The organism is Kribbella sp. HUAS MG21 (assembly GCF_040254265.1).
Lineage (GTDB): Bacteria > Actinomycetota > Actinomycetes > Propionibacteriales > Kribbellaceae > Kribbella.
On sequence record NZ_CP158165.1, the window covers coordinates 2,731,999 to 2,756,026 of the forward strand.

The following is a 24,028-nucleotide window of genomic DNA, read 5'->3' on the forward strand; positions in this document are numbered from 1 at the left end:
CTCTCGCACGACGACGGATGGACACCGGGCACAGTCTTCGGCGTGTGGTTCCCGACCACGAGGGCGAAACTACTCAACCCGCGCAAGTACGACGCGCCTACCCGCTGCGGAGTTGGCACCAAAGCACGGGCGAATCGGGACCAAGTGCCTGCGCATATCGGCGGGGCCGGATTCTGGAACCGCGTTCCACCCGGCTGGCGGCGGGCGTATTCTGCTCCTTTGTGACCCGCCTAGCGCTGCACAGCCGCCTGATTCCCGGTACCGAAGAGGCCTACGAGCTCGAGCACGCTCGCGTCTGGCCGGAGCTGATCACGGCGATGCACGCCGCGGGCATCAGCGACTGGTCGATCTGGCGCAGCGGGCGCGACCTCTTCCACCTGGTCGTCACCGACGACTTCGAGGCCGCGGTCGCGTACCTGCGCAAGGACCCCACCGACCAGCGGTGGCAGCAGCACATGAGCCAGTTCGTCGAGGGCTTCGCCGAGAACCCGGAAGGCGTGGCGGGGCAGGGCCTGCGGCATGTCTGGACCATGAGCGAACAGACCGACTAGGACATCTCCCAGACGAGCAGCTCGGCGCCGTCCGGCCCCGCCGTGACCCGCCGGCCGTCCGTGCCGGTCAGTCGTACGGCGTCCGCGGTACCGAGTTCGCCGGCGTCCTCGAGGGTCGCCGTACCCGCGGCGACGAACAGGTGCACGTACGGCGCGGCGGGCAGCGTGACGGCGCCGCCCGGAGCCAGGCGCGCGACGGACATCCCGGCCGCGGGCTGGTTGATGCGGATCGCCGTACTCGCCGCATGCTTCGCGAGCCCGGACGCCACCGGGACCAGCTCACCGGTCGTCAGGTCGAGCTCTGCCTGTTCGTACGACGGCGGCAGGTCGAGCCGATCCGGCCGCACCCACATCTGCACGTAGTGCACCGGCTCGGCCCCGTCGTTCCACTCCGAGTGCCGGATCCCCGAGCCCGCACTCATCCGCTGCGCGAGCCCCGGGTGCACCTCGCCGCTGTTCCCCTCCGAGTCCCGGTGCGCCAGCGACCCCCGCAGTACCCAGGTGACGATCTCCAGATCCTGATGCGGATGCGCCCCGAACCCGTTCCCCGGCGCCACCACCTCGTCGTTGTGCGCCACCAGGAACCCGAACCCCACGTTCCCCGGGTCGTAATGCTCCCCGAACGAGAACGAATGCCACGACTCCAGCCACTCCGACCGCGTCGCGAACCGCTCGCCAGCCCGGTGAATCTCCACGAGATCTAGTAATACCCCGTCTGCCCGTCGAGCAGCTCCCGCATCGCGTCCAGGTGGCCGACGTGGCGGCCGGTCTCCTCGAGCATGTGGAGCATGATCCACCGCAACGTCGGCGCGTACTCCGGGTCCTTCCCGACATCGTCGAGCGAGTGCGCCGCGACGATCTCGTTCGACCGTTCGCACTGCGCCTCGAACTCGTCCAGCAGCCGTGCCAGCGGTACGCCGTCCACTCGCATGTCGGCGCTCTGCGGCTCCTTCCGGAACTGCGGGTTGTCCGATTCCGGCTCGCCCAGGAAGATCACGTTGAACCAGCAGTGCTCGGTCCACCGCATGTGCGACACCAAGCCCGCCGGTGTCATCAACGGCGACGCGGGCAGCACCGGGCGGTGCTCGTCGGCCCCGGCCAGCCCGTCCAGCTTGCGCCGGACCAGCGCCCGTTGCAGGTCCAGCCAACCGATCAACTGCGTGCGTTCGTCCGCCACCAGCGGCGGCCGCATCTCGTAACTCATGCGCGGACCGTAGCCGACCCAATCGTCGGTCGCAGCACAATAAACGGACTGCGCCGCTCGGTGGGCGGCGCAGTCCGGTCTGGGGGTTGGACGTTCGGTCAGCCGGTGGGGTTCCCGTTGTCGGAGCCGAGGGTGGCGGTGACGGTCTGGGGCTTGCCGTTCCGGGTGATGGTGAGTTTCACCTGGTCGCCCGGGCGGTGCGAACGGACTGCGGCGACCAGCGCGTCCCCTGACGCGATCGCCTTGCCGTCGACAGCGGTCACCACATCACCCGACTGAAGACCGGCTTTGTCCGCCGCACCGCCGGACGTGACCTCGCCGAGGCGTGCTCCGTTCGTGAGCCCGTCGGAGGACTGCGCGTCACCGACCGTCACACCGAGCCGCGCATGTGTGGCCTTGCCCTTGGCCACCAGCTCGTCGATGATCGGCTTGGCCTGGTCGATCGGGATCGCGAACCCCAGGCCGATGTTCCCGCCCTCGGATTGTCCCGATCCGCCGGCGGTCTTGATCGCGCTGTTGATACCGACCACCTGGCCGGCGAGGTCGATCAGGGCGCCGCCGGAGTTCCCCGGGTTGATCGCGGCGTCCGTCTGGATTGCTGGGAAGACTGTCGTGCTGTCCTGGTCGTCGTCGCCGGAGGTCACTGGGCGGTCCAGCGCCGAGACGATCCCGCTGGTCACGGTCGCCTGCAGACCGTACGGCGAACCGATCGCGACCACGCCCTGCCCGACCGCGAGCTTCCCGCTCGAGCCGAGGGTGGCCGGTGTCAGGTCGGTCGCGTCCGCCTTGATGACGGCGAGGTCGGTCAGCGGGTCCAGGCCCTTGACCGTGGCCGGTACCGTGCGGCCGTCGTTCAGGATCACGGTGATCTTGGCGCCCTGCCCGGCGCCGGCGACCACGTGGTTGTTGGTGACGATCAGGCCGTCCTTGCTGATCACGATGCCGGACCCGGTGCCCTGGCCCTGCTGGGACGCGACCGCGATCTTCACCACGCTCGGCAGCACCTTGGCCGCGGCGCTCTGCACCGAGCCGTCCGGCGCCGAGGCGGGCGCCGCCTGGTTGCCGTTCAGCGGGGCGGTCACCGACGGGGAGTTCGTGGTGGTGTCGTTGCTCGCCGAGTACACGGCCGCGCCGCCGACACCGCCCGCCGTACCGACCAGCAGCGCGGTCAGCGCCACCACGGCCAGGCCGGGCCGGCGCTTCGGCTTCGGCGCGGTGGCCGTGGCCTGCTGCGGGCCGAGGGGCCAGTTCGGGCCCGGAGACGTCCCCTGATGCGTCCCCGGCGCCCCGAACTGCGGGTAGGCACCCCCACCTGAGGGGTACTGGCCCGGCCGCTGCCCCTGCGGCCCCGAGTCCAGCCGCGGCTGCCCGCCCTGCGGCGCGCCGTGCTGCTGCTGATGCTGCCCGTACATCGGCAACTGCTGCGTCCGCTCCGGTCCCTGCGGTCCCTGTGCATTCTGGCCGGACTGGTTCGGCTGCTGCGGCTGGTTCTCGGTCATGGCAAGTACTTTGTCGGCCGCACCTGAAAAGGGCCTGAAGATCCCCTCGGAGCCACCGAAGAACTCCGTGAAGATCCTCTGAAGAACCTTTCAGGGAACTGTCAGCGGGTCTGGGTGGCCGCGTGCGGCAGCCAGAGCGTGAACTGTGCGCCGGCGCCCGGAGCGTTCCGGGCGTAGACCATCCCGCCGTGCTGCTCGGCCGCGTGCTTGACGATCGCGAGCCCCAAGCCGGATCCGGGCCGGCTGCGCGCTTCGCTGGAGCGGTAGAAGCGTTCGAACACGTGGGGGAGGTCCGCCTCCGCGATCCCCGGCCCGGAGTCCGTGACGGTCAGTACGCCGTCCAGCAGGCGCACCGACACGTGCCCGACCGGTGCTCCGTCGCTGCGCTGCGCCGCGCCCTCCGGAACGCTGTACTTCGCGGCGTTGTCGAGCAGGTTCGTCACGGCGCGTCCGAGCAGCCGCTCGTCACCCCAGACCGGGAACGGCGCCAGTTGGACGTCCCACTCGATGCCGGGCGCGCGTCGGCGTACCTTCATCACCGCGTCCTCGACGACGTTCGAGAGCTCGATCAGCTCCGCGTTCCGCACCTGCGGGGTGTCGCGGGCGAGCTCGGTCAGGTCGCCGATCAGCTGGGTCAGCTCGTCCATCTGGGCCCGTACGTCGTCCAGCAGCTGCTGCCGGTCCTCGGGCCGCAGGCCGCCGCGCTTGTCCGCCTGGGCGAGCAGGTCGAGGTTGGTGCGGACGCTGGTCAGCGGCGTCCGCAGCTCGTGCCCCGCGTCGCCGACGAGCCGGCGCTGCCGGTCGCGGGACTGCGCGAGCGCGCCGAGCATCGCGTTGAACGCCATCGCCAGCCGGGAGATCTCGTCGGTGCCGGTGACCGGGATCGGTTTCAGGTCCTCGGTCGCCGCGACGTGCTCGGCGGCGCCGGTGAGCCGCGCCAACGGCCGCAGACCCGAGCGGGCGACGGCGTTGCCGGCCAGCGCCGCGCCGATCACGCCGATCAGCCCGAACGCCCACAGCACGATCCCCAGGTTGTGCAGCGTCTGGTCGATCGGCCCCAGCGACTGCGCCACGACCAGCGCACCCGGCTGGAGGTAGGCCTCCGGCTCTGTCTGGCAGCCTCGGCTCAGGCCTTGCGGACAGTAACTTGCGGGAACGGCGATCACGCGGAAGTGCGAGCCGGCGTTACGTACGCCGACAGTGCGCAGGCTCGCCTCGTTGCCCTGGTCACGCGCGATCTGGAGTTCGTCCGCGCCCATCGGCGGCAGCAGGCTGTTCGGCGGCCCGAACTGCTGCCCGTCCGCGCCGATTACGCCGACGCGGATGTCGCTCAGGCCGAGGGCGTCGGAGGGGACGCCCTGCAGAATCGTCAGGTCGGTCAGGACGCGCTTCTGCGCAGCCTGGGCCGCACGCTGCGTGAGGCTGTTGTCGAGGTTCTGGTACATCTGCTGGCGCACCGTGATGTACGCCGCGACGCTGACGATCGCCACCGCGAGACCGACCGCGACGGCCGCGAGCAGTGTCACGCGGGCGTGCAGGCTCAGCTTGTGGAGCGTCTCGTTCCACCAGGTCTGGGTGCGGGCCGCGGTCGCGGCGACCCGACTGCCGTTGCTCTGGGCAACAGGAGCTTGCGGTTGCGCTTGCGGTTGCGACGGCCGGTCGGCGTACGACGGGAAGTCGCCGGGGTGTTGCTGACTCACGGCGGGGTGTCCCTCAGTACGTACCCGATGCCGCGGACCGTGTGGATCAGCCGCGGCAGACCGTTGACCTCGGTCTTGCGGCGCAGGTAGCCGATGTAGACCTCGAGCGAGTTCGCGGTGGTGGGGAAGTCGTAGCCCCAGACCGCGTCCAGGATGACCGCGCGCTCCAGCACCCGGCGCGGGTTGCGGATCAGCAGCTCGAGCAGCGAGAACTCGGTGCGGGTGAGCTGGATCGCCACGTCGCCGCGGTGTACTTCGTGCGCGTCGACGTCGACCACGAGGTCGGCGTACTGCAGAACCTCGCCGCGCTGGCCGCCCTCGCCGGGGGTGGTGCTGCGGCGGAGCAGGGCGCGCAGCCGGGCCAGCAGCTCCTCGAGCGCGAACGGCTTGGTCAGGTAGTCGTCGCCGCCCGCGTCGAGCCCGTCGACCCGGTCGGCGACCGCGTCCCGAGCGGTCAGCACCAGGATCGGTACGTTGTTGCCGGCGGCCCGCAGCGCCTTGGTGGTCTCCAGGCCGTCCAGCCGCGGCATCATCACGTCCATCACCACGACGTCCGGCTCGACGTTCCCGATCACCGCGAGCGCCTCGGCGCCGTCGGACGCGGTCACCACCTCGAAGTCGTTGAACTCCAGCGAACGGCGCAACGAGTCCCGGACCGCCCGGTCGTCGTCCACCACCAGTACCCGCATGTCAGCCCCGCTCCGCTCGAAGTTCCGCCACCGAGAGTAGGTCGCTTCCGTGAGAATCGCCTGAGAACCCGCTGATCCCTCGCACAACCCCTCATGCACACCTTAGGTTGCACCGCGTGGACGTCCTCGAATTCACCCCCGAACCCACCGACTACGCCTGGACCTTCGGCGGCGTCCCGCCGATCCGCCGGATCAAGCCCGGCAGCGCGCTACGCCTGTGGACCGAGGACGCGTACTGCGGCACGCTCCGCAGTACGACGGATCTGGCCAGCGCGTCGCTGAACATGCCGTACGTCAACCCGCAGACCGGCCCGTTCTACGTCGAGGGCGCCCAGCCCGGCGACACGCTCGTGCTGCACCTCGTCGAGCTGACTCCGGCGCGGTCCTGGGGTGTGTCGGCCACCATTCCGTACTTCGGTGGGCTGACCAGCACCGACCGGACGGCGACGCTGCAGGATCCGCTGCCGGAACGGACCTGGATCTACGAGGTCGACACCGACAAGCAGACCGTCGGGTTCCAGGCGCAGGGGAGTGCGCTGGAGCTCGCGCTGCCACTGGAGCCGATGCTGGGGACCGTGGGCGTCGCGCCGGCCGCGGGGGAGGCGCGGTCGTCGCTGGTCCCGGACGTGTTCGGCGGCAACATGGACACTCCGGAGATGCGCGCGGGCGCGACCTGTTACCTCAACGTCAACGTCGAGGGCGCGCTGTTCTCGGTCGGCGACGGTCATTACCGGCAGGGCGAGGGCGAGTCCTGCGGCACCGCGGTCGAGGGCGCGATGAACGTCGTACTGATCGTCGACCTGCTGAAGACGCCTGGGCCCGTCTGGCCTCGGATCGAGAACGACGACTACCTGGCCGTCGTCGGGTCGAGCCGGCCGCTGGAGGACGCGTGGCGCGCGGGGCAGGTGGATATGGTGCGGTGGCTCGGTGACCTGTACGGGCTCGACAAGCTGGACGCGTACCAGTTGCTGAGTCAGGTCAGCGAGGTGCCGTTGGCGAACGTCGTCGACGTCAACTACAGCGTTGTCACCAAGGTGCCGAAGCGCCTGCTGCCGGCAGCAACCGTGTACGACGGTATCCACCAGCACCTGCGCCTCATGAGCTCCTCCGTGAGATAGCCACACCGGCAAGGCACAGGGCGCCGCCGGTCAGGGCGATCACGCCCGGGGTCTCGGACAGGAACAGCCAGCCGAGGGCCACGGCGACCGCCGGTACGGCGTACACCGTGACGCCCATGCGTCCGGCAGTGGTACGGCGGAGCGCGAAGGCCCACGTGGTGAAGCCGAGCGCGGTCGGGAACGCCGCCAGGTAGACGATCCACCAGATGGTCGACGCGCTCGCGGAGCGCAGCTCACCAACCAGCGTGGGGCCGAACGGGAGGCAGACGATCGCGCCGATCGTGCAGGCGAGCCAGGTGACCTCGGCCGCCGGCAGCCGGCTCAGCAAGGGCTTCTGGGTGACCACGCCGACGGCGTACGAGATCGCCGCGACCACGCACAGAACGACGCCCCAGGTCTCCGCGCGCCCGTCGGACGTCGACGTACCGATCACCACGATGCCCGCGAACGCGACCAGGCCGCCCATCACCAACTGCCGCGGAAACCCTTCGCCGAGGCCGAAACCCGCGAGCACGGCGATCAGCAGCGGGGCGATGTGCACGAGCATCGCCGCCGTACCGGCGTCGAGCCGCCGCTCGGCCTCGTTCAGCGCGAGGTTGTAGACGCCGAACCACAGCACACCGCACGCGATCAGCGGCAGCCAGTCCCGTTGGGCCGGCCATCGACGTACGGCGGGACGCTTCCGGGTGAACAGCAGCGCGCCGAGGAACAGGCTGCCCAGCCCGAGCCGCGCCAGCGACAGGGCGCCGGCCGAGATCTCGGTGCCGAGGTGCCGGATGGCGACGAACGACGACGCCCACAGCACGACCGTCACGGCAGCGGCGGCCGCGGCGAGGCCCGGGCGGGACGGAGCTTCGGTGCGAGTGGTGGTCACAGCGACTACCGTAGAAACGTATTCTGCGCTGAACCATGGCAGATCGAATGCCAGGAGGCGGACTTGCTTACCGAAACGAGAAGCTCAGTGCTCGATGACCTCAATACCCGGATCTTGGAGGAGCTGTCCGCGGATCCCCGTCTGCGGACCACCGAGCTCGCCCGCCGGCTCGGGGTCTCCACGCCGACGGTCCGGGAGCGGGTCGCGCGGCTGGAGGAGTCCGGCGTGATCCGCGGGTACCGCCTCGACATCGACCCGGCCGCGCTCGGCCGGCCGGTCGCCGCCTGGGTACGGCTGCGGCCCGGGCCCGGGCAGATCCCGAAGATCGTCGCGCTCGCCGAGCGCACCCCGGAAGTCGTCGAGTGCCACCGGATCTCCGGCGAGGACTGCTTCCTGCTCCGCGTCCAGGTCGCCGAGATCCCCGCGCTGGAGAGCGTGCTGGACAGGTTCCAGGTGCACGGCCAGACGACCAGTTCGTTCGTGGTCTCCACCCCGGTGCCACCGCGCGCGGTGCCGCTGTCCGCAGGGTGAACCCCAACCACCGCCGGGAGTGGTCTGCATCACTAGTCTGGTGCCGACTTCAGCGACGGAAGGACCCTGGACCATGGCTGCCGACAAGTCTGTCCGCAGAGTTGCCCTGCTCACCGCCGGCGGGCTCGCGCCCTGCCTGTCGTCCGCCGTCGGCGGGCTGATCGAGCGCTACACAGAGGTGGCGCCCGACGTGCAGATCATCGCCTACCTGAACGGGTACCACGGCCTGCTCAGCGGCCGCTTCCTCGAGGTGACGCCGGAGGTGCGGGAGAAGGCGTCGCTGCTGCACAAGTTCGGCGGCAGCCCGATCGGCAACAGCCGGGTGAAGCTGACCAACACCGCCGACCTGGTCAAGCGCGGCCTGATCCAGGACGGGCAGAACGCCCTCCAGGTCGCCGCGGAGCGCCTCGTCGCCGACGGTGTCGACGTACTGCACACCATCGGCGGCGACGACACCAACACGACCGCTGCCGACCTCGCGGCGTACCTGCAGGAGCACGACTACGACCTGACCGTGGTCGGCCTGCCGAAGACCATCGACAACGACGTGGTCCCGATCCGGCAGAGCCTGGGCGCGTGGACCGCCGCCGAGCAGGGCGCGCTGTTCGCCCGCAACATCATCGCCGAGCACTCCTCGAACCCGCGGATGCTGATCGTCCACGAGGTGATGGGCCGGAACTGCGGCTGGTTGACCGCGGCAACGGCCGAGGCGTACCAGCGGTGGGTCGACGAGCAGGAGTGGAACCCGGGCATCGGCCTGCGCAAGGGCGGCTGGGACGTCGACGCCGTCTACGTGCCGGAGGCAACGATCGACCTGGACGCCGAGGCGGAGCGGCTGCGCAAGGTGATGGACGACGAGGACTGCGTCAACATCTTCCTGTCCGAGGGCGCCGGGGTGTCGTCGATCGTGGCCGAGATGGAGGCCCGCGGCGAGGAGGTCGGCCGGGACCCGTTCGGGCACGTCAAGCTGGACACCATCAACCCGGGCGCGTGGTTCGCGAAGCAGTTCGCGGAGCGGATCGGCGCGGAGAAGACGATGGTCCAGAAGAGCGGCTACTTCAGCCGCTCGGCCGCGGCCAACGACCGCGACCTCGCGCTGATCAAGGAGTGCACGGACTACGCCGTCGACGCCGCGCTGCGCGGCGAGTCGGGCGTGGTCGGCCACGACGAGGAGCGCGGCGACGAGCTGCGGGCGATCGAGTTCCCGCGGATCGCCGGCGGCAAGGAGTTCGACCCGACCGCCGACTGGTTCGTCGACCTCAAGACCCGGATCGGCCAGAGCTGAGTCTGAGCTGATTCAGGGCTGATTCAGAGCTGCTGGCGGAGGCGGTCGACCCACTGGTCGGCCGCCGTCTCCACCTGCGCGAGGACCTCGTCGAAGCCGTCGTCCGCGCCGTAGTACGGATCGGGTACGTCGAGCTCGGCGAACAGCACCACGTGCTCCGAGGCCGCCCCGCGGGTGAGCTCGGCGAGGTGACCCGAGTCCATCGCGAGGACCAGGTCCCGCTCCCAGGACCGCTCGTACCGGCGAGCCCGGTGCGCGCTGCCGTCGTACCCGCGACGCCGGAGCGCGGCCGCGGCCCGCGGGTCCATCGGGTCGCCGACGTGCCAGCCGCCGGTGCCGGAGCTGGTCACCTCGACACCCTCGATCCCCGCCTCGGCCAGCTTGGCCCGCAGTACGACCTCACCCATCGGCGACCGGCAGATGTTCCCGGTGCAGACGATCTCGACGCGCACTAGCGGACTTCGGCCTTCTCGGGCAGGACCGCGTTGATGAGCATGCCGACGATGCTGATGATGAGTGCGCCGAAGAGCGCGGACCAGAAGCCGTCGACGTGGAACTGGACGTCGAGCTTGCCGGTGATCCAGGACGTCAGCCAGAGCATGACGGCGTTGATCACGAAGGTCAGCAGCCCGAGGGTGAGGATCAGCAGCGGGAAGGACAGCACCTTCACGACCGGCTTCACGATCGCGTTCACGAGGCCGAAGATCGCGGCCACGATCAGCAGCGTCAGCACCCGCTGGCCGGTGGTCGCGCCCTGCAGGGTGATCCCGCCGACGATCCAGCTCGCCACGGCCAGCGCCACCGCGTTCGCCAGCAACCTGATGATCAAGTTCTTCATACCGTCGATCCTCCCATCCGGGCGGTAGGACCACGCTCCGTACGCGCCCTGATCCGACCCTGACTCTTGACACCGAAAATGACCAAGTGATCTGATCATTTTCATGTCACGCCCACTGGTTGCGGTTCTCGCGTTGTCCCTCACGGCAGCGGGTCTCGCTGTCCCCGCTGTCTCGGCGGCTGCCGCGCCCGCGGCGAGCTGCGACGCCGTACAGACGAATTGGACCGCTCAGGCGCAGCCGCACGCGGCGCCCGAGGGGTTGCTCAACGCCTACAGCGACACCGGCAAGGGCTGGACCGGCGCCGACAGCACGTACTCCGTGCCGCTGCCCGGCGGCCGGACGGCGTGGGTCTTCTCCGACACGTTCCTCGGCCCGGTGAACCCGGACGGCACCCGCCCGAAGACCACGCCGTTCCTCAACAACTCGTTCGTGATCCAGAAGGGCCAGAGCCTCACGACCGTCACCGGCGGTACGGCGGCCAATCCGACGTCGCTCGTCCCGCCGCCGAGCAACGGCTGGTACTGGTTCGGAGCCGCGCAGACCAGCAACGCCGGCCGGGACCTCGACGTGGTCGCGCTGCGGTTCGAGAAGACCGGCACAGGCCAGTGGGACTGGCGGTGGGCGAGCAACCACCTGGCGCGGTTCGACAGCAGGACGTTCAAGCTGAAGAGCCTCACCCCGCTGCCGTCCGGTGCGAACGTGCAGTGGTCCGGGTGGCTGCAGCGCGACGGCGGGTACACCTACATCTACGGCGTCGAGGACCTCGGCGCGTCGAAGTACCAGCACGTCGCGCGGGTCCGTGGTGACGACCTGACGGGGAAGCCGTGGGAGTACTGGACCGGCTCGGGCTGGTCCAGCGACGAGACCGCCTCGGTCCGCGTGCTCCAGGGTGTCGCCAACGAGCACAGCGTGACCCGCTGGAAGGACGGCTACCTGCTCGTCACGCACGACACGAACGAGCTGTTCAGCAAGCGTGTCCTCGGGTACTTCTCCTGCTCGCCGACCGGCCCGTGGGTGAAGCCGGTCGAGCTGTACCAGACCCCCGAGACCGGCGGGAACATCATCACCTACAACTCCCACGACCACCCGGACCTGCGCCGCGGGAACACGCTCCTGGTCAGCTACAACGTCAACAGCCTGGTCAGCGACGAGCTGTACGGCGACGTGAGCATCTACCGGCCGCGGTTCGTCGGCGTCACCCTGGCGGCGGCGCAGTGAGCGCGACCGGAGGCGTCGTACGGCGCAGCCTGCTGGACGATCTGGCGACGTCCATGCTCGCGCTGATCGCGGAGCGGAAGCTGTCGCCGGGTGATCAGTTCGAGGCGGTGCGGTCGCTCGCGGAGCGGTTCAAGGTCGCCGTACCGACGGTCCGGGAGGCGCTGCGCCGGCTCGAGGCGACCGGAGCGGTGGAGCTCCGGCACGGCTCCGGTGTGTACGTCGGCCCGAACGTCGGCCGGCTGGTCCTGGCGAACCCGCTCGCGCTGGCGCCGAGTCCGGACCGGTTGGTGGAGCTCCTGCAGGCGCGGGCCCTGATCGAGCCGCCGGTCGCGGCGCTGGCGGCGAGCACCCGGGTCGAGTCCGCGCTCGAGCAGATGGCCAACGATCTCGAGGTTGCCGCCGAGCTGATCGCTTCCGGCGACCACGCGCAGCTGGCCGAGGTGAACATGGACTTCCACCGCTCCCTCGCCCAGGCCTCCGGGAACGCGACGCTCGCCGAGGTGGTCGAGTCGGTCACCGTCGTGAACGCCCGCGAGCAGCTGGAGATCCTGCACATCCACGGCGACCGCCAGGCCGACCTGGACGAGCACCGCGCGATCTACGACGCCGTCCGCTCGGGCGACCAGGACCTGGCCGAACTGCTCACCCGCGAACACCTGGACGGCGTCCTCGCCGTCATCAACGACCGACTTCAGCACCCCTGAGCTGGAAGGACGTACCAATGCAACGCAAGACGAACCGCAAGGCGCTGGCTGCCCTGGTGATCGCCGGCGCGCTCGCGCTCTCCGCCTGTGGAGGAGGGGGCGCCGCTGCCCCGAAGAAGGGTGAGGACAAGCCGGTCGACTCGCTGAAGTTCTACAACGACAAGGGCGGCTGGAAGGACGCCTTCACCCAGGTCGGCGCGGCCAGCAAGAAGGACATCGGCGTCGGCATGGAGCCGGTCGGGTACTCCGACTCGAACACCTACACCGCCTTCATCCGGTCGTCGTTCCGGACCAAGGAGAAGGCCGACCTGTTCACCTGGCACACCGGCAAGGAGCTCCAGGACCTGGTCGACCAGAAGCTGGTCGCCGAGACCACCGAGCAGTGGAACAAGGCGATTGCCGACGGCAACATCCCCGAGCAGCTCAAGCAGTACTTCACCTACGGCGACAAGCAGTACTGCGTGCCGCTCAACGCCGGCTACTGGGTGATGTACTACAACAAGGCCGTCTTCAAGAAGGCCGGCATCACCGAGACCCCGAAGACCTGGGCCGAGCTGATCCAGGTCGCGGACAAGGTCAAGGCGACCGGCGTGAAGCCGTTCTACCAGACCAACATCCTGTTCTCGTTCGTCTGGTTCGAGACGCTGCTGGCCGGCAAGGACCCCGACCTGTACGACGCGATCGCGGCCGGCAAGGCGAAGTACACCGACCCGGGTGTGGTCGAGGTGATGAACGACTGGAAGAAGATGATCGAGGCCGGGTACTTCAGCGACCCGGGTGCGAAGACCGAGCCGCAGGCGCAGCTGAAGAACGGCGACGTCGCGATGATCAACTTCGGCACCTGGTTCAGCGGCAACCTGAACACGCTGAAGATGAAGGCCGGCACCGACTACGACTTCTTCGTGATCCCGAACGTGAACCCGGCGCTGCCCAAGACCTCGATGATCTTCGAGACCGGCCCGGTGTGTTCGGCCGCCGCCAGCGACCACGCGTCGACGGTGAAGAAGTGGACCGACTGGTGGGTCACGCCGGAGGCGCAGACCGCGTGGGCGAACTCGCGCGGCGACCTGTCGTTCAACCCGAAGGCCGAGGTCAAGGACCCGGGCCTGGCGAAGCTGAACAAGGACGTCGGCGGGGACGGGTACCGGCTGATCAACCGCTGGTTCGAGGCGACGCCGGTGCCGGTCGCGAACAAGGCGCTCGAGGTGTTCGGGGCGTTCGTGACCAAGCCGGGTGACCCGATGCCGGGCCTGCAGAAGATCCAGGCCGAGGCGGACGCGTACTGGGCCAAGCAGAAGTGAAGGATCGCACCGGTGCGCGGGCGGCTCCACTGTTCGGACTGCCGGCTGTAGCTGTCGTCGCGCTGCTCCTGTACCTGCCGTTCCTGTGGACGACGTACGTCAGTTTCACCGACTACGACGGGCTCGCCTCACCGGTGTGGTCCGGGCTGGCCAACTACAAGGCGATGTTCAGTGACCCCGACCTGATCGGGGCACTGGTCAACACCCTGCTGTGGGTCGTCGGCATGATCACGCTGCCGGTCGTGCTCGGACTGCTGGTGGCCGTACTCACCTACGGCCACAAGTGGGGCACCTGGCTGCGGCTGCCGTTCCTGCTGCCGTACGCGATCTCCGGTGTCGCGGTCGGCGTCATCTGGGGCTTCGTACTGCAGCCGGACGGCGCGCTCGGCCAGGCGCTCGGCTTCTTCGGGCTGCCCGGCGAGCACACCGGCTGGCTGCAGTCCGGCCCGGGCAACACACTGATGATGATCGTCGCCACCACCTGGCAGGCGGCCGGCGTCAACGCACTCCTCTTCGTGGTCGGCCTCCAGTCCATCCCGACGGAGCCCCTGGAGGCCGCCCGCCTGGACGGAGCCGAGGGCTTCAGCCTGTTCCGCCATCACCTCTGGCCACAGCTCAGGGCCATCACCACAGTCGTCATCGGACTGTCGATCGTCGGAAGCCTGAAAACCTTCGATGTGGTGTGGGTGATGACCCAGGGCGGCCCCGGTACGTCGTCAGAGACCCTGGCCCTCTCGATGTACAAGGAGACCTTCGTGCTGAACGACTACGGCCAGGGGGCGGCGATCGCGCTGTTCCTCAGCCTGGTCACGTTCGCGGCGTCGATCCTCTACCTGCGCTACCAGTTGGGGGACGCCCGTGAGCAAGGTTAGGACGGGGTTCCTCGTACTGCTGGGGCTGATCTGGCTGGCCCCGATCTACCTGTTGATCGTCAACGCGGCCAAGTCCGTCGACGGGTACGACGCCAAGACGGTGTGGAAGCCGGGTGGTTTCTCGCTGTTCACGAACTTCGGGGACGCCTGGAGCAAGGCGGCGCTCGGCGATACGTTGGTCGCGACCACGATGTACAGCGTGGTCGCGCCGGTGCTGGCGGTGCTGATCGGCGCGGCGGCCGGGTACGCGATCGTCGTACTGCGGTTGAAGCGTGGCTTCCTGTGGTTCGTGTTCATCTTCGGCGGGACGATCTTCCCGCTGCAGATGATCCTGATGCCGCTGTTCTCCGGGTACGCGAACTCCGGGCTGTACGACACCCGGACCGGGATGATCGTGGTCTACACCGCGATCAGCGTGCCGTTCTCGGCGTTCGTGATGCGGAACTTCTTCACCGGGATCGCCCGCAGCGTCTTCGAGGCGGCCGTGGTGGACGGTGGCGGGCTGTTCCGGATCTTCCGCAGCATCTACCTGCCGATGGCGGGGTCGGCGCTGGCCGCGATCTTCATCCTGCAGGCGACCTTCGTCTGGAACGACCTGCTGCTCGGCCTGACCCTGAGCCAGTCGGAGTCGGTGCGCCCGATCATGCCCGCGCTCACCGGCCTGCAGAGCACGTACGGCGGTGCGGCCCTGCCGACCGTGCTGGCCGGCGGCCTGCTGGTCTCGCTGCCGACCGTGATCCTGTTCCTCGCCGCCCAACGCTTCTTCTCCCGGGGCCTCGCCCTCGGTCAGTTCTGATTCTCGGAGGACATATATGAGAACCGCCACGCCATCACAATCCCCCGCTCGCCGCCCCGGCGAGCGCGGGGCGCAGCCGAATGGAGGATTGTGATGGCCCTGGAGTCGGGTCCTCGCACCGTCGTCGTCACCGGTGGTGCCGCCGGGATCGGCCGTGGGGCAGTCGAACGCTTCGTCGCCGCCGGCGACCACGTGGTAGCCCTGGACCGCGACGCGGAGGCGCTGTCCGCACTCGAGTCCGCCCTCAACAGCCCGACCCCGGTGCCCACGGGAGCCGAGCAACAGCCGGCGGTGGATGCCGGCGGTGCGCGGGGGTCGGCGGTGCATGGTGGAGACGGCCAGGAGCCCACCGGGCTACCCGGGGGTGCTGACGCAGGAGCCACTCCATCTTCCGCAGTTCTGGGCGGTCGGGTGACTGGCGTTCAAGTAGATGTCTCGGATCGGGCGGCGCTGGCCTCCGTCGCGGAGGAGATCGGCGCGGTGGATGTGCTGGTTTGTGCGGCGGGCGTTCAACGGTACGGGACCGTGGTTGACACGCCCTGGAACGTCTACGACGAGGTGATGGCGGTGAACGTCGGCGGCGTGTTCTTCGCCTGCCAGGCGTTCGTCCCGAAGCTGCCGCGCGGCGGCAGTGTCGTGGTGGTCGCGTCCGTCCAGGCGTACGCCGCGCAGACGAGCGTCGCGGCGTACTCGATGGGGAAGGGCGCACTGCTCAGCCTGGTCCGCGCGATGGCCGTCGACCACGCCCCGGACGGGATCCGTGTGAACGCGGTCTGTCCGGGCTCGGTCGACACCCCGATGCTGCGGACGTCGGCCGCGCAGTTCGCCGGCGGCCGGACGACCGACGAGGTGGTCGCCGAATGGGGCCGCTCGCACCCGCTCGGCCGGGTCGCGACGCCGGGCGAGGTTGCCGAGGTCATCTACTTCCTGTCCTCGTCGGCCGCGTCGTTCGTGACCGGCGCGGACGTCAAGGTGGACGGCGGCCTGACCGCCGGGCTCGCCGTCGCACTGCCGGAGGACGCGAAGTGAAGATCGTCGACGTACGCGCGACCACGGTCACGATGCCGTTGGAGGCGCCGCTGCGGCACAGCAACGGAGCGCACTGGGGACGTTTCGTACGAACTGTCGTGGAGGTCGAGGCCGACAACGGACTGATCGGCCTGGGCGAGATGGGCGGCGGAGGCCAGAGCGCCGAGGCCGCGGTCGCGGGGCTCAAGGAGTACCTGGTCGGGCACGACCCGGCCCGCACCGAGGCGTTGCGCTGGATGCTCGCGAACCCGACGGCGAGCCTCTACAACAACCGCACGCAGTTGCTCGCGGCCATCGAGTTCGCCTGCCTGGACCTGCAGGGCCGCCACCTCGGCGTACCGGTGCACGAACTGCTCGGCGGCAAGGTGCGCTCGCGGGTGCCGTTCGCGAGCTACCTGTTCTTCCGGCACCCGAACGACGACGGCACCGGCGAGATCCGTACGGCGGACCAGTTGGTGGCGCACGCCCGCTCGCTGGTCGACGAGCACGGCTTCAGCGTGCACAAACTGAAGGGCGGCGTGTTTCCGCCGGACTACGAGCGCGAGTGCTTCCGGGCGCTGGCGGAGGCGTTCCCCGGACACCGCGTGCGGTTCGACCCGAACGGGGCTTTCGGCGTCGAGGAGGCGATCCGGTTCGCGCGCGGCATCGAGGACCTCGACAACGATTACCTCGAGGACCCGACCTGGGGCCTGAACGGGATGCGCCGGGTCCGCTCCAAGACCTCGATCCCGCTGGCCACGAACACCGTCGTGGTGAACTTCGAGCAGCTCGCCGCCAACGTCCGCGACCCGGCCGTCGACGTGATCCTGCTCGACACCACGTTCTGGGGCGGGATCCGGCCGTGCATCAAGGCGGCCGGCGTCTGCGAGACGTTCCAGCTCGGCGTGGCCGTGCACTCGTCGGGCGAGCTCGGCATCCAGCTGGCGACGATGCTGCACCTCGGCGCCGTCGTACCGAACCTGTCGTTCGCCGCGGACGCGCACTACCACCACCTGCGCAACGACATCATCGCCGGCGGCAAGCTCCCGTACGTCGACGGCGCGATCGCCGTCCCCGACGCGCCGGGGCTCGGCGTCGAGCTCGACCGCGACAAGCTCGCCGAATACGCCGAACTCTTCCGCGAACTCGGCCCGTACCCCTACGACCGCGACCCAGCCCGCCCCGACTGGTATCCCCTGCTCCCGAACACCGATTGGGCCGACCCCTCATGATTCCCCGCAGCGCCGACCTGGCCAGCGACGTCCTCACGCACACGTACGACGACATGTTCAACCCGCCCGGGCTGACGAACTTCCTGGGCACCGCGCAGGTCGACCACGACGTGCTGGCGATCCGCAGCGTGAACTTCCCGCCGTACTCGCATGGCGACACGATCACCGGCCAGCTGTACGTCGACGGGCGACTGGCACGCTCGTACGGCGGAACGGTCGAGGTCGTGTGGCGCCCGGACTGCGTGGTCCGCTCCACCACAGTCGACGGCCTCGCCGTCCGCACCACCACCGCCTGCGCTCCGGGCAGGCCGGCTGTCGTCGTACAACTGGACATCTCCGGGCACCCGGGGCGTTCTGTCCGACTGGGGCTTTCACTGGCCAGTACCGCGACCCGCTCGTCGTCCGGCTGGTTGCGCCCGGAGCCGCCCTCCGAGCCGAACACCCTGCAGGTTGTCGGCGATCGGGTTGTCGGCACCGGCGAGTCCGGATCGGCCGTCAGTGTGCAAGGTCTCGATGTGCCCAGCACCGTGGACAGGACGATGCTCGAGGCAACCGTCGTACTGGACGCGGAGGGGCGTGCGCGGCTCTCCTATGTGCACGTGCTGGCGGGATCGTTGGAAGAGGCAACGGAGCACTTCGACGTCTGCGTGGCAGACGTACCTGCCGTGATCTCGGTGGCTGAGAGCATGTGGGACGTCGCGATCGCCGACGCGTTCGACCCGGCCAGTGACGGGTTCAGCGGCGCGCTGCCGGTCCTGGAGACGTCGAACGAGGCGCTGCGGAAGCTGTACTGGTGGGGTGTGCTGGGGGTCATCTGGTTCCGGCGGGACAACCCGGCCAGCGTGATCGGGCGGACGTACGACACGTTGATGCCGCGGTACTGGCAGACCACCACGTTCATCTGGGACTACAGCCTCTCGTCGCTGACGCATGCGCTGCTCGACCCGGAGCCGATGCGGAAGCACATCGAGCACTGGATCGACCTCGACACGCACAAGCACTTCGGCACCGAGTGGCTCACCGGCGGACCGGTCGGCTACTGGTACTCGGTCAACGACTTCGCCATGACCCGGCTGGTGCGGGACTACGTGCGCTTCACCGGCGACGCGGCGTTCCTGGATGCCCAGGTCGGTCCGAAGCAGGTTGGCGAACACGTGCACGACTGGGCGACCGCATGGCGCGGTCTGCGTGGTGAGCACGCACTGGCCGACTACGGCGGCATCGACAACCTGCTGGAGTGCGTCAGCAGCTACGTGCACGAGGTGGCCAGCTTCAACGCTGCCAACGTGTGGTGCATGCGGGTCGCCGCTGAGATCGCCGACCGTTCCGGCGACGCCGACCGCGCCGCGCTGCTGCGCAAGGAGGCGTCGGCCCAGGCCGCGCACGTCAACGAGCTGTACGTCGAGGGCAAGGGCTTCTGGCACGCGAGGCAACCGGACGGTTCGCTCGTCCCGGTGCGGCACTGCTACGACTTCAACATCGTCGGTACGACGATCCCCGACGACCTGTCCGAGTCGCAGTGCGCCGAGATGGTGGCGTTCTTCCAGCGCGAGCTGCAGACGCCGACGTGGATGCGCGCCCTGTCGCCGTACGACGCCGACGCCGCCTTCAGCGTCCGCCCGGACCACCAGTGGAACGGCGCCTACCCGGCCTGGCCGGCGGACGCCGGTCGCGCACTGTTCGCGCTCGGGCGTGGCGACGTACTGCTGGACTGGCTGCCGGGGCTCGCGAAGACCGCCAACCAGGGGCCGTGCGGTCAGGCGCACTTCGTGGAGGAGGCGCAGCCCGCGATGGCGGGCGGGGCGCGAAAGTCGCCGCCGCAGTTCCCGTACCTGATCGACTGGTCCTGCTCGTCGTCCGGCGCCTGGGTCAGCCTCGTCCTGGAGGGGATCTTCGGCATCGAGGTCGCGCTGGACGGCACCGTCACCGCGAACCCCCAGGTCGCGCACCTCGACCCTGATGCCCGGCTGACCGGCCTCCGCGTCGGCACGACGACGTACGACGTGACGGCGGACGGCCTGGCCTGACCCCCCACCCCCGTCCCACCGGCCCGCGCGAACCCTCCAGGTTGGGGGGTAACGCTCGAACTGGAGGGTTGCCCACCCGAATTTTGAATGGGCAACCCTCCAGTTGAGCGGGTTAGCCAGCTCGTACGGCGGTCAGGCGGGAGGCATCGCGATGGCTTCGAGGAGGGACTCCTCGGCGCCGGCAAGGTGACGGCGGAGCTCTTCGACGCACTCGTCGAGCTCGCCACGCTCGAGCAGCCGGATGAGCTTGCGGTGGGACGCGACCTGCTGGCGCGCGTCCTGCCGCAACGCGTCCACCCGGGCCAGCGCGAGCCGGGCCTCGCCGGTGACCGAGTCCGCGGTGGCGATCAGCCGCTCACTGCCGGTGAGCGCGACCAGACTCCGGTGGATGGCCAGATGGGTCTCGGTCATCGCCTCCGGGTCGGCGCCGTCCTTGGCAGTCGCGGCGAACACCCGCATCGCCTCCCGGACCCGCTCCCGGGCCGCCTCGTCGGCGTCGAACCAGGCCCGGATCCCGGCGGACTCGAGCACGAACCGGGCCCGGCAGATGTCGGCCACCGCCTCCGGGGCCAGGGTCGCGACACTGACCCCCTTGTTCGGCTCGCGGACCGCGAGGCCCTCGGTGACCAGCATCGTCATCGCCTCCCGGATCGTGCTCCGGGCGACGCCGAGCGCCTCGGCGAGGGGCTGCTCGCGCAGCGGCGTACCGGGTTGCAGGTCACCGGCGAACAGCGCGGACCGCAGCGCGTCGACCACCCGGTCCACCGTGGTCGAGCGGTCCACCCGCAGCCGTTCGTACATGGGAAGATTCTCGTCCAGACCCGGTTCGTTGTCGCGCCCGCCCCGCCCCACCGGCCCGGCCTGTGGATAACTCGCGACATGATGACCCGGTTTTCGGGCAGCATTTCCCCCAGTGGCCGCCCCCTTCCCGCGGACCGGCGCGGGAAGACCACTCGAGTGAGGGAGGGACCAGGGCATGGATGCCGGCAAGACGCTGCGCGCCATCGGTGGCGCCGTGGTGTTCTTCGGATTGGCGCTGGTCCTCGCGCTCCTCATGCTGCTCAGCGTGTTCGCCGGGATGGGATCGGCCGAGGCGCAGTGCGCGCAGCAGTCCCAGTCCGAGAGCCTGTTCGGCTACCCGACCGACCGCCAGCAGATCGACGGCGACTGGACCTTCATCCACAAGGGCTACGACTTCAAGGTCGACGAGGACGCCAAGGTCTACGCGTCCCACGACGGCAAGGTCGTCAAGGCGTCCGACGGCGAGGTCCGGATCCGCCGCGAGCAGGTCGAGACGCGGTACAAGCCGATGAAGACCATCACGGTCCGTGACGGCGCCGAGGTCAAGCGCGGCGACCCGATCGGCACCACCGGCATCCTCGACGAAGGCACCGACGGCCAGGGCGCCCCGATCGGGTACTCCGGCGTGCACCTGCACTGGGAGATGTGGGTCGACAAGGAGAACAACAACGACTGGTCGATCGCTCCGATCCCGGAGGAGAACCCGTTCATCGTCCAGACCCCCGAGGGCGGCGATCCCTGCAACTGCATCGACGGCAACCTGTCCGGGTCCAACAACCAGCAGAAGGCCTTCAACTTCTTCGTCCAGAACGGCTTCAGCAAGGAGCAGGCCGCCGGCATCGTCGGCAACATGATCGCCGAGTCCAGCGTGGAGCCGCAGCGCCTGCAGAACACCGACCCGGGCGTGATCAGCAAGCCCGCGGACGTGGTCGACTCGCCGCTCGGCTGGGGCATCGTGCAGTGGACGCCGGCCGGCAAGATGATCAACCCGTCCCGGGACGACGGCGTCCAGGACGAGGTGATCGGCTCCCTGGCCTACCAGCTGGAGTTCCTGCTCAAGCAGCTCCGCGGCCAGGGCCCGCTCCCGGAGAAGCCCGCGGGCGACGCGCTCAAGGCGGCGACCACCGTCGAGCAGGCGGCGTACGAGTTCGGCCACCGGTTCGAGCGGTTCCTCGGCCACGAGAACCCGAACCACCAGACGTACGTCGAGCGCAAGGCGAACGCGCGGCGGGTGTTCGACCAGTTCGCCGGCTCGGCGCCGGCGGGCGGCGGGGCGAACCCGGCGAGTACCGGCGGCGGCTGCGGCGCCGGCAGCGGCAACATCGCCGAGGTCGCGAAGAACCTGGCCTGGCCCGAGGGCGGTCACGACGGCACCGACGCGAGCCTCGCGAAGCCGGAGTTCGTCGCGGCGATGGAGGAGTACAACGACGGCTCGAGCGGGTACCTGCCCTACAGTGACTGCGGACGCTTCGTCGCGACCGTGATGCGGATGAGCGGCGCCGACCCGGAGTTCCCGAAGGTGTCGACCGGGGTCCAGTTCGACTACATGCAGAGCTCCGGGAAGTACGACTACTGGCACGGGGAGCCGCCGGGCGGCATGAAGCCGGGCGACATCCTGAACGGCCCGGGACACACCTACCTGTACGTCGGACCGTGGGGCAAGGAAGGCGGCGGCTACAACTCGGCCTCGGGGTCGCTCGGGCAGCACGTCCCGGAGGCCACCCACCTGTACGGCGTCGGCGGCCAGTTCTGGGTCTTCCGGCTGAAGAACGCGCCGCAAGCGGCGAGCTGAGCAAGGACAGGAGCATCGGATGCTGGACGAGAACCGGCGGCCCTTCGCGATCGCCGTCGTCGCGCTGGCGGTCGTCCTGATCGTGATCGGCGGTGTGGTGCTGTTCCGCGGCGGCGGGTCGCAGACCACGCTGTCCGTGACGTCGATCCCGAACGACCTGACCCTGACCCTGGACGGCCACGAGATCCCCGCGAACGGCGACGTCGAGATCAAGGCGGGCGAGCACACCCTGGTCGGGACCCGGCGCGGCTTCCAGAGCTACACCCAGAAGTTCACCTCGGGCAACGACCCGCTGAGCGTCAAGATGTACCTGTACGCGAACAGCGCCGAGGGCCGGGAGTGGACCAAGAACAACCCCGAGCAGGAGCAGGAACTGGAGGCCGAAGCCGGCCGCAACTTCTCCCAGACCCAGAACCGCCTGCAGATGAAGTACCCGATCCTCGCCCAGCTCCCGTACATCGGCCCCGGCTTCCAGGCGACGTACACCAAGTCCAAGACCGACCCGAACAACCCCGAAGCCATCTCGGTCGTCATCGAGGTCTTCGCCCCCAACGGCAAGAAGGAAGCCCTCCGCTGGCTACGCGGCTACGGCTGGGACCCCGAAACCCTCGACATCATCTGGACCACCGGCAAGTAACCCGCAGACGACCACGGAACCTAGCGCCCTCGCCGCGCGTCGTGCCCGCACCGAGCGGGTGCCGTGCACGCACCGAGCGGGTGCCGTGCCCGCGCCGTGCCCGCGCCGTGCCGGTGCCGAGCCGGTGCCGTCCGCGCCGAGCCCGGGCCGTCTCGTCTCACCCGCGCTGGGCTCGCCCCACGCCGTCGCCCCGGCCCCCGGCCGCCCCCGCCCGCCGCGCCGTGCACGAGCCGGCCTCGTCCCGCCCGCACCGGCTTCGCCCTGCCCTCTCCCCCGCCGCACCGTGCTCGCGCCTGGCCGCGCGGGCGAGGGGAACAGACTGGCTGGCTAGGGGTGGGAGTGTCAGGCGGGGAGATGGAGCTCGCCGCCCGGGGCGGCGATGGGGGTGAGGGGGAAGTCAAGCGGGTTGGTGAGGCAGCGGGCCGAGCCGCCGCCCTTGTGGAACTCGGAGAGGTCGAGGACGACGACCCGCAGCCCGAGGCCCTCGAAGATCTCCCGGAGCCGCGGTGAGCAGGCCGGCATGATGATCGTCTCGCCGACCACGATCGAGTTCGCGGTGAACGCGAACGCCTCCTCGTCGGTGAGCACGATCGGGTCCGGCACGATCCCGGACAGCTCCGCCTGGCTCGCCGCGTCGAACGCCGGCGGGTAGATCATCGCGTGCGTGCTGTCCACCGGGCAGAACGGCAGGTCGAGGTGGTACATCCCCTCGTGCGCGATCCGCAGCCCGCGGACCCGGACGTCCCACTCGGTCGCCAGGTGCTTGAGCGCCTCCGCGTCGGTCCGCGGCCCGTACCCGACGACCAGGCTGTCGCCGAACACGAACGCGTCCCCGGACTCGAAGTGCGGCCCGACGCCCTCGCCGCCGACCCGGTCCAGCCGGAACCCGTGCCCGGTGAACCACTCCGCCGCGCTCAGCGACTCCTTCCGGCGCGGCTCGAACCGCATGTGCGAGAGCATCGCGCGCCCGTCCGCGGCCGCCAGCCCGAGGTTCATCGCGTACACCATGTCGGGCGAGTCGGCCCGCTGCGCCAGCACCTCGACCTCGCCGCCCGCGTCCACGATCGCCTGCCGCAGCGACTCCCACTGCTTGAGCGTGAGCTCCGGGTCCGGCTGGTCCTGCGTCGACATGTACGGGTTGATCACGTAGTCGATCCGGAAGTGGTCCGGACGGACCATCAGATACCGGCGACCCCACTCCAGCGGCTGCCCCATGAACACCCTCCCGACGACGTTGAGATCCATTGCCAGATCCCCTGATTGTCCGACAATCAGTCAGTTTGAGGCTCACCGTGCCGCGAGTCAAACGGTGTGCGGCAGGTCGCTCCGGGGAGGGTGGTTCCGGGGTGC

General features: G+C 69.6%; 24 protein-coding genes. 14 read left to right on the forward strand and 10 right to left on the reverse strand.

What is annotated here, in order from left to right:
- The first annotated feature begins 221 nt into the window (after nucleotides 1-221).
- A complete protein-coding gene (locus ABN611_RS13330; RefSeq protein ID WP_350280163.1) occupies nucleotides 222-551 on the forward strand; it encodes an L-rhamnose mutarotase in 330 nt (109 codons plus the stop codon).
- On the opposite strand, the gene ABN611_RS13335 is transcribed toward ABN611_RS13330, so the two are convergent.
- From ABN611_RS13335 to ABN611_RS13355, 5 genes are all read right to left on the reverse strand, one after another.
- Entirely contained in the window at nucleotides 548-1,246 is a 699-nt protein-coding gene (locus ABN611_RS13335) for a pirin family protein (RefSeq protein WP_350280164.1), read from the reverse strand. The two genes, ABN611_RS13330 and ABN611_RS13335, sit on opposite strands and share 4 nt — an antisense overlap.
- A gap of 5 nt (nucleotides 1,247-1,251) precedes the next feature.
- The gene (locus tag ABN611_RS13340; protein ID WP_350280165.1) at nucleotides 1,252-1,755 is read right to left on the reverse strand and encodes a DinB family protein; all 504 of its coding nucleotides are present in this window, start codon (nucleotides 1,753-1,755) and stop codon (nucleotides 1,252-1,254) included.
- A gap of 98 nt (nucleotides 1,756-1,853) precedes the next feature.
- Nucleotides 1,854-3,254: a trypsin-like peptidase domain-containing protein gene (locus tag ABN611_RS13345; protein WP_350280166.1), complete on the reverse strand. Its 1,401-nt coding sequence runs from the start codon at nucleotides 3,252-3,254 to the stop codon at nucleotides 1,854-1,856.
- Between the two features lie 101 nt (nucleotides 3,255-3,355).
- Nucleotides 3,356-4,954 carry a HAMP domain-containing sensor histidine kinase gene (locus ABN611_RS13350; RefSeq protein ID WP_350280167.1) on the reverse strand — a complete coding sequence of 533 codons (1,599 nt, stop codon included), beginning with the start codon at nucleotides 4,952-4,954 and terminating at the stop codon, nucleotides 3,356-3,358.
- On the reverse strand, nucleotides 4,951-5,643 hold the full coding sequence (locus tag ABN611_RS13355) for a response regulator transcription factor (protein WP_350280168.1): 693 nt from the start codon (nucleotides 5,641-5,643) through the stop codon (nucleotides 4,951-4,953). The genes ABN611_RS13350 and ABN611_RS13355 overlap by 4 nt, the downstream gene beginning before the upstream one ends.
- 116 nt (nucleotides 5,644-5,759) lie before the next feature.
- Between ABN611_RS13355 and ABN611_RS13360 the strand changes: the two genes are divergently transcribed.
- Nucleotides 5,760-6,761, forward strand: coding sequence for an acetamidase/formamidase family protein (locus ABN611_RS13360; protein ID WP_350280169.1), 1,002 nt, complete (start codon nucleotides 5,760-5,762; stop codon nucleotides 6,759-6,761).
- Here ABN611_RS13360 and ABN611_RS13365 read toward each other — a convergent pair.
- Nucleotides 6,739-7,635 (reverse strand): DMT family transporter, encoded by an 897-nt coding sequence (locus tag ABN611_RS13365; protein ID WP_350280170.1) that lies wholly within the window; start codon nucleotides 7,633-7,635, stop codon nucleotides 6,739-6,741. The genes ABN611_RS13360 and ABN611_RS13365 overlap by 23 nt on opposite strands.
- A gap of 87 nt (nucleotides 7,636-7,722) precedes the next feature.
- Between ABN611_RS13365 and ABN611_RS13370 the strand changes: the two genes are divergently transcribed.
- Together ABN611_RS13370 and ABN611_RS13375 are read left to right on the forward strand one after the other, a co-directional pair.
- Nucleotides 7,723-8,166: an Lrp/AsnC family transcriptional regulator gene (locus ABN611_RS13370; RefSeq protein ID WP_350280171.1), complete on the forward strand. Its 444-nt coding sequence runs from the start codon at nucleotides 7,723-7,725 to the stop codon at nucleotides 8,164-8,166.
- 73 nt (nucleotides 8,167-8,239) lie between these two features.
- The gene (locus ABN611_RS13375) at nucleotides 8,240-9,451 is read left to right on the forward strand and encodes a pyrophosphate--fructose-6-phosphate 1-phosphotransferase (protein WP_350280172.1); all 1,212 of its coding nucleotides are present in this window, start codon (nucleotides 8,240-8,242) and stop codon (nucleotides 9,449-9,451) included.
- Between the two features lie 23 nt (nucleotides 9,452-9,474).
- Here the strand turns inward: ABN611_RS13375 and ABN611_RS13380 are convergent, their stop codons facing one another.
- Together ABN611_RS13380 and ABN611_RS13385 are read right to left on the reverse strand one after the other, a co-directional pair.
- Nucleotides 9,475-9,903 carry a low molecular weight protein-tyrosine-phosphatase gene (locus ABN611_RS13380; RefSeq protein ID WP_350280173.1) on the reverse strand — a complete coding sequence of 143 codons (429 nt, stop codon included), beginning with the start codon at nucleotides 9,901-9,903 and terminating at the stop codon, nucleotides 9,475-9,477.
- A complete protein-coding gene (locus tag ABN611_RS13385; protein WP_350280174.1) occupies nucleotides 9,903-10,289 on the reverse strand; it encodes a phage holin family protein in 387 nt (128 codons plus the stop codon). The genes ABN611_RS13380 and ABN611_RS13385 overlap by 1 nt, the downstream gene beginning before the upstream one ends.
- Before the next feature lie 103 nt (nucleotides 10,290-10,392).
- Here ABN611_RS13385 and ABN611_RS13390 point away from each other — a divergent pair, with 103 nt between their 5' ends.
- From ABN611_RS13390 to ABN611_RS13425, 8 genes are all read left to right on the forward strand, one after another.
- Nucleotides 10,393-11,508 (forward strand): DUF4185 domain-containing protein, encoded by a 1,116-nt coding sequence (locus ABN611_RS13390; RefSeq protein ID WP_350280175.1) that lies wholly within the window; start codon nucleotides 10,393-10,395, stop codon nucleotides 11,506-11,508.
- Entirely contained in the window at nucleotides 11,505-12,212 is a 708-nt protein-coding gene (locus ABN611_RS13395) for an FCD domain-containing protein (RefSeq protein WP_350280176.1), read from the forward strand. The genes ABN611_RS13390 and ABN611_RS13395 overlap by 4 nt, the downstream gene beginning before the upstream one ends.
- Nucleotides 12,213-12,229: 17 nt before the next feature.
- Entirely contained in the window at nucleotides 12,230-13,513 is a 1,284-nt protein-coding gene (locus ABN611_RS13400; protein WP_350280177.1) for an extracellular solute-binding protein, read from the forward strand.
- On the forward strand, nucleotides 13,510-14,385 hold the full coding sequence (locus ABN611_RS13405) for a sugar ABC transporter permease (protein WP_350280178.1): 876 nt from the start codon (nucleotides 13,510-13,512) through the stop codon (nucleotides 14,383-14,385). The genes ABN611_RS13400 and ABN611_RS13405 overlap by 4 nt, the downstream gene beginning before the upstream one ends.
- Nucleotides 14,372-15,181, forward strand: a complete 810-nt coding sequence (locus tag ABN611_RS13410) for a carbohydrate ABC transporter permease (RefSeq protein ID WP_350280179.1) — start codon at nucleotides 14,372-14,374, stop codon at nucleotides 15,179-15,181. The genes ABN611_RS13405 and ABN611_RS13410 overlap by 14 nt, the downstream gene beginning before the upstream one ends.
- Before the next feature lie 93 nt (nucleotides 15,182-15,274).
- Nucleotides 15,275-16,210: an SDR family oxidoreductase gene (locus ABN611_RS13415; protein WP_350280180.1), complete on the forward strand. Its 936-nt coding sequence runs from the start codon at nucleotides 15,275-15,277 to the stop codon at nucleotides 16,208-16,210.
- On the forward strand, nucleotides 16,207-17,421 hold the full coding sequence (locus tag ABN611_RS13420) for an enolase C-terminal domain-like protein (protein WP_350280181.1): 1,215 nt from the start codon (nucleotides 16,207-16,209) through the stop codon (nucleotides 17,419-17,421). The genes ABN611_RS13415 and ABN611_RS13420 overlap by 4 nt, the downstream gene beginning before the upstream one ends.
- On the forward strand, nucleotides 17,418-19,448 hold the full coding sequence (locus ABN611_RS13425; protein WP_350280182.1) for a hypothetical protein: 2,031 nt from the start codon (nucleotides 17,418-17,420) through the stop codon (nucleotides 19,446-19,448). Before ABN611_RS13420 ends, ABN611_RS13425 begins: the two co-directional genes overlap by 4 nt.
- Before the next feature lie 132 nt (nucleotides 19,449-19,580).
- On the opposite strand, the gene ABN611_RS13430 is transcribed toward ABN611_RS13425, so the two are convergent.
- On the reverse strand, nucleotides 19,581-20,249 hold the full coding sequence (locus ABN611_RS13430; RefSeq protein ID WP_350280183.1) for a GntR family transcriptional regulator: 669 nt from the start codon (nucleotides 20,247-20,249) through the stop codon (nucleotides 19,581-19,583).
- A gap of 175 nt (nucleotides 20,250-20,424) precedes the next feature.
- Here ABN611_RS13430 and ABN611_RS13435 point away from each other — a divergent pair, with 175 nt between their 5' ends.
- Together ABN611_RS13435 and ABN611_RS13440 are read left to right on the forward strand one after the other, a co-directional pair.
- Nucleotides 20,425-22,041, forward strand: coding sequence for a phage tail tip lysozyme (locus ABN611_RS13435; protein ID WP_350280184.1), 1,617 nt, complete (start codon nucleotides 20,425-20,427; stop codon nucleotides 22,039-22,041).
- Nucleotides 22,042-22,060: 19 nt separating this feature from the next.
- Nucleotides 22,061-22,678, forward strand: coding sequence for an S-layer protein (locus tag ABN611_RS13440; RefSeq protein ID WP_350280185.1), 618 nt, complete (start codon nucleotides 22,061-22,063; stop codon nucleotides 22,676-22,678).
- Nucleotides 22,679-23,020: 342 nt separating this feature from the next.
- Here ABN611_RS13440 and ABN611_RS13445 read toward each other — a convergent pair whose 3' ends face one another.
- Entirely contained in the window at nucleotides 23,021-23,923 is a 903-nt protein-coding gene (locus tag ABN611_RS13445; protein WP_350280186.1) for an arginine deiminase-related protein, read from the reverse strand.
- Nucleotides 23,924-24,028 lie beyond the last annotated feature (105 nt).

What these genes read in the sequence shown, in the direction of transcription:
- ABN611_RS13425 (WP_350280182.1), top strand. Translation starts at nt 17,418, where the DNA reads ATGATTCCCCGCAGCGCCGACCTGGCCAGCGACGTCCTCACGCACACG.
- ABN611_RS13340 (WP_350280165.1), bottom strand. Translation starts at nt 1,755, where the DNA reads ATGAGTTACGAGATGCGGCCGCCGCTGGTGGCGGACGAACGCACGCAG.
- ABN611_RS13445 (WP_350280186.1), bottom strand. Translation starts at nt 23,923, where the DNA reads ATGGATCTCAACGTCGTCGGGAGGGTGTTCATGGGGCAGCCGCTGGAG.
- ABN611_RS13355 (WP_350280168.1), bottom strand. Translation starts at nt 5,643, where the DNA reads ATGCGGGTACTGGTGGTGGACGACGACCGGGCGGTCCGGGACTCGTTG.
- ABN611_RS13345 (WP_350280166.1), bottom strand. Translation starts at nt 3,254, where the DNA reads ATGACCGAGAACCAGCCGCAGCAGCCGAACCAGTCCGGCCAGAATGCA.
- ABN611_RS13390 (WP_350280175.1), top strand. Translation starts at nt 10,393, where the DNA reads ATGTCACGCCCACTGGTTGCGGTTCTCGCGTTGTCCCTCACGGCAGCG.
- ABN611_RS13435 (WP_350280184.1), top strand. Translation starts at nt 20,425, where the DNA reads ATGGATGCCGGCAAGACGCTGCGCGCCATCGGTGGCGCCGTGGTGTTC.
- ABN611_RS13400 (WP_350280177.1), top strand. Translation starts at nt 12,230, where the DNA reads ATGCAACGCAAGACGAACCGCAAGGCGCTGGCTGCCCTGGTGATCGCC.
- ABN611_RS13440 (WP_350280185.1), top strand. Translation starts at nt 22,061, where the DNA reads ATGCTGGACGAGAACCGGCGGCCCTTCGCGATCGCCGTCGTCGCGCTG.
- ABN611_RS13415 (WP_350280180.1), top strand. Translation starts at nt 15,275, where the DNA reads ATGGCCCTGGAGTCGGGTCCTCGCACCGTCGTCGTCACCGGTGGTGCC.
- ABN611_RS13375 (WP_350280172.1), top strand. Translation starts at nt 8,240, where the DNA reads ATGGCTGCCGACAAGTCTGTCCGCAGAGTTGCCCTGCTCACCGCCGGC.
- ABN611_RS13430 (WP_350280183.1), bottom strand. Translation starts at nt 20,249, where the DNA reads ATGTACGAACGGCTGCGGGTGGACCGCTCGACCACGGTGGACCGGGTG.
- ABN611_RS13385 (WP_350280174.1), bottom strand. Translation starts at nt 10,289, where the DNA reads ATGAAGAACTTGATCATCAGGTTGCTGGCGAACGCGGTGGCGCTGGCC.